The organism is Caldibacillus sp. 210928-DFI.2.18 (assembly GCF_020554505.1).
GTDB lineage: Bacteria > Bacillota > Bacilli > Bacillales > Caldibacillaceae > Caldifermentibacillus > Caldifermentibacillus hisashii.
Genome location: NZ_JAJCHL010000111.1, coordinates 1 through 8799 on the forward strand (window position 1 = coordinate 1; position 8799 = coordinate 8799).

Annotated in this window: 10 protein-coding genes; all 10 read right to left on the reverse strand. The window is 33.7% G+C overall.

Going from position 1 to position 8799, the window contains the following annotated elements:
* Nucleotides 1-352: 352 nt before the first annotated feature.
* Nucleotides 353-1153 carry an endonuclease/exonuclease/phosphatase family protein gene (locus tag LIZ98_RS15840; RefSeq protein ID WP_227140213.1) on the reverse strand — a complete coding sequence of 267 codons (801 nt, stop codon included), beginning with the start codon at nucleotides 1151-1153 and terminating at the stop codon, nucleotides 353-355.
* A gap of 2 nt (nucleotides 1154-1155) precedes the next feature.
* Nucleotides 1156-1476 (reverse strand): recombinase family protein, encoded by a 321-nt coding sequence (locus LIZ98_RS15845; protein WP_309240466.1) that lies wholly within the window; start codon nucleotides 1474-1476, stop codon nucleotides 1156-1158.
* Between the two features lie 5 nt (nucleotides 1477-1481).
* Nucleotides 1482-2132, reverse strand: a complete 651-nt coding sequence (locus tag LIZ98_RS15850) for a hypothetical protein (protein ID WP_227140214.1) — start codon at nucleotides 2130-2132, stop codon at nucleotides 1482-1484.
* Nucleotides 2133-2149: 17 nt separating this feature from the next.
* Nucleotides 2150-3085: a recombinase family protein gene (locus tag LIZ98_RS15855; protein ID WP_227140215.1), complete on the reverse strand. Its 936-nt coding sequence runs from the start codon at nucleotides 3083-3085 to the stop codon at nucleotides 2150-2152.
* 466 nt (nucleotides 3086-3551) lie between these two features.
* Entirely contained in the window at nucleotides 3552-4046 is a 495-nt protein-coding gene (locus LIZ98_RS15860; protein ID WP_000253894.1) for a nucleotidyltransferase domain-containing protein, read from the reverse strand.
* A 100-nt stretch (nucleotides 4047-4146) separates the two neighbouring features.
* Nucleotides 4147-4725, reverse strand: coding sequence for a hypothetical protein (locus LIZ98_RS15865; RefSeq protein WP_001286136.1), 579 nt, complete (start codon nucleotides 4723-4725; stop codon nucleotides 4147-4149).
* Between the two features lie 27 nt (nucleotides 4726-4752).
* Nucleotides 4753-5667, reverse strand: coding sequence for a hypothetical protein (locus LIZ98_RS15870; RefSeq protein WP_227140216.1), 915 nt, complete (start codon nucleotides 5665-5667; stop codon nucleotides 4753-4755).
* A 26-nt stretch (nucleotides 5668-5693) separates the two neighbouring features.
* Nucleotides 5694-6530, reverse strand: coding sequence for a hypothetical protein (locus tag LIZ98_RS15875; RefSeq protein WP_227140217.1), 837 nt, complete (start codon nucleotides 6528-6530; stop codon nucleotides 5694-5696).
* A gap of 41 nt (nucleotides 6531-6571) precedes the next feature.
* Nucleotides 6572-8263 (reverse strand): DUF262 domain-containing protein, encoded by a 1692-nt coding sequence (locus LIZ98_RS15880; protein ID WP_227140218.1) that lies wholly within the window; start codon nucleotides 8261-8263, stop codon nucleotides 6572-6574.
* Between the two features lie 68 nt (nucleotides 8264-8331).
* Nucleotides 8332-8799, reverse strand: a 468-nt coding sequence (locus LIZ98_RS15885; protein ID WP_227140219.1) for an HNH endonuclease, incomplete at its 5' end; no start/stop codon positions are given.

The following is an 8799-nucleotide window of genomic DNA, read 5'->3' on the forward strand; positions in this document are numbered from 1 at the left end:
TCTATCCTATCTCCTCGACCCTACGATTTTATCTAATCTGTCAACTCAACCCTACACACTTTTTTACAGTCGACCTGTTTCCTCAATAAATAAAAATAAGGATTTCCAAGGTTAAGAGGACTGCCAGACATCAGACAGAAAATCTTACAATCTTGAAAACCCTTTATTTGAATACCCCCTACTTCTCAACCCTTGACATCAATGTCACGCACTCAACGTGATGTACTTAGGTTATTTTAAAGTTTGATGGAACTAGCAAAAAGTCTGTATTTATAGGGGTTTGACCTCTATTCTATCAACTCTAATGTTCTTTTTGATTAGGCTATTATACATTTTACAAACTTAAAGGTTATTAATATTTTAATTCTGCTTGTAAATACTTATGATCACTATTGCCCCAATCTTTTTCAATAACAACTTTATAGTCTAGATCTGAGTTAAAATTAATAAATATGTGATCAATCGGTGTTTGCCCAATATAAGTTGGGGTATCATCAGATACTATATCTTTTGCAACTCTAGCTAGCTCTATAAATCTTTTTTCTGTTAATTTATTTTTACATCCAATATATCCATTAAAATCTCCTGCGATAATAAGTTTTTCCTTTTTGGCTTTCTTATCAGTAGTATACTCAATTAATTCTCGCCACATATGATCATTTTGATCATCTTCTTTAAAGTTAGTAGGCATATGTACACCCAAAACTGTTATGTCATCACCAAGGTTTAGTCCAATTATTCTATTGTTACAGGGCTTAAAGTTTAAATCTCTACTAAATATTCTTTTTTTGAAAATTGCAATAGTACACCTTGTTATATAATTCCTAGATATATTTTCAACTATTTCAAATTCATTGGTAGGAAAATCATTGTGCAGTTTCTTATGATAGTCGCATTCTAACCACATTGCACCATCTTTTATTTTATAAGGAACTTCTTGCAATAATACGATTGCATTTTGTCGACTATCCAAAAAATCTTTAATATCTTTTACAATATTAATGTATGCATTTAAATCACAATCGTTTTCATTATATTCCCATTCTTGCCCCGACCTCTTCTTATTTCTAAACCAATCAACATTCCAGGTTTTTATATTAATTGTATTCTTTCTTCCCACCTCATTTTTCATTTTTAGATTTTCTCCATTCATTTCTATCTTCCCTTCTTCGAACTATACTTACTACTCCTCCTCCGATTTCCACTCTTTCCTTTCACAACATTACTTCTATTCTTCTTCTCAATTTGCACCGCTTCAAACTGCTCTTTTGAAATGATTGCTGGGTGATTATTTTCCGAAATATAATATTCCTGATGTTCTCCAGCATTTAGTAATCTTACAACACCGATATATTTTTCGGTGCTGAGCATGACATCAATCGTTCGTTTACTCCATTTTTCTTTTCCAGTAGGTATTTTAATTCTTCGCTTTTCTAACTCCCACTTTAAACCAGTATCAATTAGGCTATTTAAGATAAAATTTAATCAGTTATACCAAGGTCACTCCGCATACTATTTATTAAACTTCTACGGGATGCACGAATTAAATTATTTATCGGATCACTCTCTTCACCTGCACTTTTACCTGAAATAAACACGTTATGAATAACAACTTCAAATGAAACAAGAGAATTTCTTACTTCCTGTCCCGCATAAAGATCAAATACTACCTTGTCAGTTTTACAAAATTTCTCATACTCTGCTTTAGCCATATTGTATCTTTTTTTATTTTCCGATATTTTGTTTTTAGCATATTCACGATTTGATATTTCAATTTCTAAATGGGATTTCTGTTCATAATTTATATTATTAGTATTTAACTGTTTTTTTAAATTTTCAATTTGATGATCAAGACTTCTTAAAACTGCATCATAGTATTCCATTGAATAACCGGGTGCATGCTCGATATGTTTCAAAATATCGTTTGGCGATGAACTTGGATAAAGATTAATTATAGAGATTAATTGTCTATATACATTATTTAAGTTTTCCTTCTTGGTTTCTAGTCTTTTTTGATGTGTGTTAAATTTATTTCTAAACACTTCTGTACGTACATTTAAAATCGATGTTACTACAGTGACTATTAAAGTTGCGCCTGCACTAATCAGGGCTATTACCATTGGCTCCGACATGACTGTTCCACCTTTCTTTACTTTTCTTTTATTATCTTGCTACTGTACTTTCTACTCCTCCTCTTATTACCACCTTCAGTTTTCACAACATTACTTCTTTTTTTCTTCTCAATCTGCACCGCTTCAAATTGCTCTTTTGAAATGATTGCTGGATGATTGTTTTCAGACACATAATGCTCTTGATTTTCTCCTGCATTGAGTAATCTTACTAGACCAATATATTTCTCATTGCTCAGCATGACATCAATTGTTCTTTTGCTCCATTTTTCTTTTCCGGTTGGTGTTTTAATTCCTCGTTTTTCTAACTCCCTCTTTATACCAATAATGCTAAGCCCGCGTAAATACAGTTCAAAAATTAATCGGACATTTTTAGCTTCATCTTTCTTAATGATTAGTTCTCCAGCTGTGTCATTTTCATAGCCATAACATTTTCGGTTATATAATTTTGACGTACCTTGTGCTGCATGGCGTCTGTAACCCCATTTAATATTTTCACTACGAGATTCATTTTCCGCTTGTGCAATCGATTCGATAATCGAAATCATCAGTTCACTATCTGTATCGGCTGTATCAAGTCCTTCTTGTTCAAATATTACAGGAACATTATATTCTCTCAGCTTATGAAGTGACTCTAGCACTTCAACCGTATCACGACCAAATCGACTTATATTTTTAGTTATAACTATTTCTATGTTGTTTGCCTGACAATCTTCTAACATACGCATAAATTCTTTACGTTTAGACCCCGTTTTCCCTGATGCAATATCTATATATGTGTCAACAAGCAACCAATTCGGTGTAGCCGCTATTAATCGTGTAAATGCAGACACTTGGTTTGTTAGACTATTTAATTGTTCCATGCTGTTTGAGCTGACTCGACAATATATTCCTACTCGTTTTTCACGTTGTACAGGTCTTGGTGGAATGAAATGGACCTTTCTATTTTCAGACATTTTCTTATCCTCCAGAAATCATATTGTAAATAACACATTTAGACTAATTACAATAAATGTACTTTCGCAATGTTAATTAGTCTAAATATAACATGATTTCCTTCATTTATCTATCCTGTCAACTCCCCTACTGGAAATCTATCCTATCAACTCAACCCCAATTTTCAGTCCTTCTAACCCAAATAACAAAAAGGGTTTCACCTGTTTATTCACTTAAAATAAACTTAGGCGAAACCCTATAAACCTTGCTATATCAATGCTTCAATTACTTCTGTGTTTCTTCCCTAGACATCAATACTACCGTCTCCACATGGCTCGAGAGGATAGAATGAATGTCATTTGAGTATGTCCGTTCTCGGAAACATATCCACTGCATTTTTGACACTATCGGTAGACGGGAACATATCGACTACATTAGCTTAGTTAAATTGAACGTGCTCTTCAGCTTAAAATTGGAATCCGTTTGTTACTTGTATTCACTCGGAACAGGAATATTAAATCTCTCGCACAATAGTTTTACATCATGCATATCATTTTCATCATGCTCATAGCCTAGATGAAATAACACTTGATTTTCAGCATCAATACATCTGACCATTTTATCGCCTATTTTCCCAATACCACTAAATACTTTTGGAGGATATGCTTCTCCTTCAAAAACAATGTATCCTTGTTCGTTGAACTTAAATATATGAAGGTCAATTATCCTACCTTTAGTATCCTTCCAAACCGTGTGAGATGTGGTGGTATATGCTTCTGTAACTTCAACAAAACCTTTTTCTTTTAATATCTCAACAAACTTTTTACTATTACTTTCCTCCACAAATAAATCAATGTCGTTGTGTGCTCTTGTTTCTTCTTCTAATAATGCATCTACTCCCCAACCTCCATCAATCCATATGTTAATTCCATTTTCTTCAGCGTATGTTATTATCTCAATGGCGTCAGTTTTACTTACCATGTAATCCCTCCGTTCAAATTTCTATCTAATTTCATAACATCCCGAAAAGTAGCCATGCTAAATTCCTCCCAGGTAATACTGTTAATTCACATAATCTAACTTAATAGCGCCTTTTCATATCCTCTTCGTAGGCGGCTAGAATACGCTGATATTCTTTTGGGTCATCATTCTCACAGTCCAGTTTTATCACTCGATCCACAATAGGGTCTAAAGAATCAGGGTTGTACCAAGGCTCCTTAATTGTAAGATATATGATTTTTTTGGTTTTTTGACGTTCAGCCATTTCTTTTAACATCTGAATTTCTTTTTCATTTTTTGTTACACTTTGAATCGGCCATATAATCATAAAGTCAAATTCATAATTATCGTATTTTTCACTATTGCCTTTAGTGGTTAGATTATCAAAGAAGATTGTAAGATTGGATAATTTCATTCCTTGCCCATATTTCTTCGGTACGTTAACTTTATAAAGTTCCGCCCATCGAAAAAAATTATCCATTCCATCTTTTGTTGTATGAATTAAATTAATTAGTCCTTTCAAGTTCCCTTGAGAATTCAAAGCTTTAAGAAGAGCCTGATGCTTTTCCTTGTCAGCAATACCTCGTAGTAATAATGTTTTTTCTGTTTCATTGTTCAAGAAATCAATAATCTGATCATATGCATTTTTTACGTCGGACATATTATTCACCCCTTCATTCAAAAATCACTATTTGTTTTTTGAATATACCCAAAATAAAATGCTATCTGTTAGTCTCAAACAAAACAGTGCATCTTCAATTGTTGGCGATTCAATAGTATTCTCATTCCTATGAGTCCCGTAATCAGACATCATAGAGTAAATCATATAAATTGTTTTGGTCTTTGTCAGCTTTCCATCTTTATTTTCGTTAAAAAAATCTGCTAAATCTTCTTTTTTTAGATCTGATTTAAGAGCCCTATCTAAGTCGGCGACCGTTGCAGTTGCACTGTCTCCGCTAGTGTTAAATACACCTCTCATCCACTTTGCGAAATTTTCAGTCCCTTTATATTTTGAAAATATACTTACGATACTTGTCCTACATGATTCAATACAAGCTCCTGAATGACCTTGTGTATAAGCATCAATTGCCGATTTGTAAGCATCATATACTTCTTTGTGGTTACTTTTTATCCATGATTCAACAGAAAACATCTCACTTACTCTGGCAAAATCACTTTCCATGCAAGCAGAAACTTTAACTTTATCAAATTCAATGGTTATACTTAACCCTAAAATCTCGTATAGTTTAGCTAGTTCTTCAAAGTCTTCATCGCTTTCTTCAGAAATATATCTTACATTGAAAGATTTAGTTATTTCTTTTAGCAGATTGATAATATCTTCATGCCTATTTTCCTTATACAAATCCGAGAAAATACTATCTAAACCTAGAAACACATCGTATTCCTCGTTATTATTCTCAAATTTGTGTGCATAGCCTTGATTGTAGAAATACGGCACTAGGTAATCCATATATTTTTCATAAAGATCATTAAGTCCAACGCATTTTAATCTAGCCTTAAATTCTGAATTTTTCCTTATAAAAAAGCCTGGTCTACTAAGAATTTCCGCAATTTTTGAAAGAATTATTTCTTTATCATTCATTTTTTCACCCCATTAATGTTTAATATCTATTGCTTTTTCAAAGCAGGTAACACCATTTCTAAATACTCCTGCCAGTAATCATTATCGCCTTCCATGTCATGAAGCCAATAGTACATAAACAGTATTTCAAATTCTTGCTTTTTTCCTTTTGTAAAGGATTTTTTCGGCATCTTTCTATATAGTGAATCTAGGTTAAAGAGGTTACTTTTCTGCTTATAATCGTAATCGTACTTCCTCCAAGTATATTGACTCTTCTTTCTATGTGTTGACGGCCAAACATCCTCGTTGTCATAAAAACTATTTATCCAACTATAGGCAAAGGCAAGAAGATTAACCTGATACTTTGCCCAGGTTTTATCGATCCAATCAGTTATTTCTTCTGTTATTGATGGCATTCCGAAATTAAACCTTTGTTCGCTTTCTACCCTATGATAGTCTTTTATAAAAAGAAAAAGAAACTCTGTTTGGTCCTTAAGAAACGGAAACTTTTTAATTAGTTGCGAATAGCAATCATAGGAAGCATTTCTAAATTCACTATCAGTACTATACAGAAAGAAAAACTCATTCTCCTTCATAACATTTCCTATGTGTTTGTGTATTTGCTTCCCATATTCATTATACGTACCAACAACCCATTCTCGAACTTCAGGATCATATTCCCTAAGCTGTTTCCGATACTTCTCTAGCTTTTCATTATGGAGTACTGTTTTTTCTTCAGATTCCGTAATATTCAGATAGTTTTTAAAATACTCGAATACATAATCAACACAGATTTTCATATTATGAGTACGAGCATCAATGTCAAATTCATTGAGTTTATCTTCTTTTTTTCTACGCGCAATGTATTCCTCAATACTTAGCATTTAAACCACCTCGAACTTTTCACTAACATGGAGCAAAGGTATTACCCTAACAACTCACGTATCCTTTCTGTAAGAATTGCTTTTCTTGCATCATAAAACTTTTCGAAGTCCTCTATTTCAAGTGAAACATCTTTTGGAATCATAGCCTGCTTACAGAATTCTGCTTTTTGCTCATCGTTCATATCATTGTAGTAATCCGCCAGACGCATATCTTTTTTACTGCCGTTACTTCTACCTTCGAGAAGTTGTAAATTCGAAAGTCTATTACGGTTGCCCCTCCATCGTCTCCAATCTTCCATAGAAACGGATATCGGCTTACTGCCATCAAATCTGTCAAACGGATGGAGATGGTCTTGTTCATACTTGAAATTCTTATTTCTCCAATCAAGGCTCAAATAGTATAAAGCCTCTCCTGCAACTCTGCTTCCCTTTTCTGCATTCAGAATGTCTTCAATTTTTCCATCTGTTACTCTAAGGTCATTCATCTGTTCAAGCATATCAACCGTGATTTCTTGATCATTGCTGTTGATATTGCTCTTCATTTGCTGCAGTTTCCCTGTTGTGCCAGATTGGAAATACGTGAACAGCACTGCTCTAACCAAGTAGGCACGGATACCCTCAAGATTGTTATTATAATCAGGATTGTAATAAATGAAATAGACAATTGGAAGAAGTACGTTCCAGCTACTTGAAAAGCGGCTGACCTCAATCTTCATTCCTTTTAGCACAATTTCCAAAGTTTTAAATGCCTTTTTGAATTCATTCCAGTTATTCTTAAGTTCCTCTGCTATCTGCTTACTAATATTAGATTTAACAACATCACCATAAAGCATAAGAGCAGAACGGATAATAAAATCAGATCCAAAACCGTCATAGGAATCAGTAAGCAGTTTCCCAAACTCAGTCTTAGCACTTGGCCAGTAAGCCTCAAGAATAGACATCGTTATTTCAGACTTGCGTAGCGCTTTACCACCACTGTTAAATCTTACGAACATTTCCAGAGCGTCGTCCTGCTTCATATCCTGGATTTCCGTAAAGCGAATCAGCTTTTCCACAAATATTTTATTGTAAAGTTTGTTCAGGATTTCCCTTGCATACTCTTTGCTATCTGCGGGAACATTAACTATGGCAGCCTCTATAGCTTGTGATCTTGTTGTTTCATCCTGAAATTTCTTATCTAGGATGTTTTTAATTTCAAACTGTGTCGGACTTAGCTTACCAACTTTCTCACTGAACTTGATATCATACTTTTTACTATTGTATTCCTCTTCATCAACAGTCAGCTTATTCTTATTCAGTTCAATCAGTAATTTTGTAACCAATCCACCGTTATTATTTCTTCTTGCGAATTTCTGACGAATATATGCTTTTCCCAAAAGAGAAAGGAACAAGGATGTTAATCTCTGTTGGCCATCAAGTACTGCTGTATCTGTAATCTTTACATCAATATTACTTAGTTCATAATTTACACTGTCTGCCTGTTTTCTGCTATCAAAGGTTACCTCAGACAGGAAGTTGCAGAAGTATGTATCCCAGGTCACATTGTCATCATCCACATGCCAAAACAGGAATGTGGCAATTGGGTAATCAAGCAAAATAGAGTCCCACAGCTTTTCTATTTGCTCCATGCCCCAAACATACTGTCTTTGAAATGCCGGCATAACAAACTTGCCGTTTTTGATATTTTGCAATGCCTCGTATATCGTTATGCTATCATCAATCAGCTTACTCATCATGATTCCTCCAAACTATATTTAGGTAGTTTTCCGTTGTTTCTACATAACATTGTTTCTATCAATATTTAATACGCACTTTGATACAATGTGCTTGTTTTACTACTATCTGATTTTTTTAAATTACAATCTTGACATGATAATTGAATGTTACACACATCATTTATTCCGCCCTCATTTAATGATACAATATGGTCAAAATGTTTTTCATTATCTTCTAATAATGAATATAATCCAGTTAAATCCCTTTTACAGAAAACACAACGACCTTTGTCCCTAAACAGTACTGCACGCTTTACCCATTCTGGAATATACACTCTTTTTCTTGGGTTGTCCTCAAATGCAACAGCCTGCTGATTATTAAATCTTAGTAGGAAATCTCTGTTTTGAAACAAGATATATTCGACTTCAATGGCAATATCATATATGACACCATCAAACATCCCATCTTCATATCTATTAAGGTATTCTATATATTCATTGTAAGCCCGAAATAAAAAAATAAACGTACCTTCACGGTACGTACTACAAATAAC

Excerpts from the sequence above, each read along its gene's own strand:
- LIZ98_RS15840 (WP_227140213.1), bottom strand. The coding sequence starts at position 1,153 with ATGAATGGAGAAAATCTAAAAATGAAAAATGAGGTGGGAAGAAAGAAT.
- LIZ98_RS15850 (WP_227140214.1), bottom strand. The coding sequence starts at position 2,132 with ATGTCGGAGCCAATGGTAATAGCCCTGATTAGTGCAGGCGCAACTTTA.
- LIZ98_RS15855 (WP_227140215.1), bottom strand. The coding sequence starts at position 3,085 with ATGTCTGAAAATAGAAAGGTCCATTTCATTCCACCAAGACCTGTACAA.
- LIZ98_RS15860 (WP_000253894.1), bottom strand. The coding sequence starts at position 4,046 with ATGGTAAGTAAAACTGACGCCATTGAGATAATAACATACGCTGAAGAA.
- LIZ98_RS15865 (WP_001286136.1), bottom strand. The coding sequence starts at position 4,725 with ATGTCCGACGTAAAAAATGCATATGATCAGATTATTGATTTCTTGAAC.
- LIZ98_RS15870 (WP_227140216.1), bottom strand. The coding sequence starts at position 5,667 with ATGAATGATAAAGAAATAATTCTTTCAAAAATTGCGGAAATTCTTAGT.
- LIZ98_RS15875 (WP_227140217.1), bottom strand. The coding sequence starts at position 6,530 with ATGCTAAGTATTGAGGAATACATTGCGCGTAGAAAAAAAGAAGATAAA.
- LIZ98_RS15880 (WP_227140218.1), bottom strand. The coding sequence starts at position 8,263 with ATGAGTAAGCTGATTGATGATAGCATAACGATATACGAGGCATTGCAA.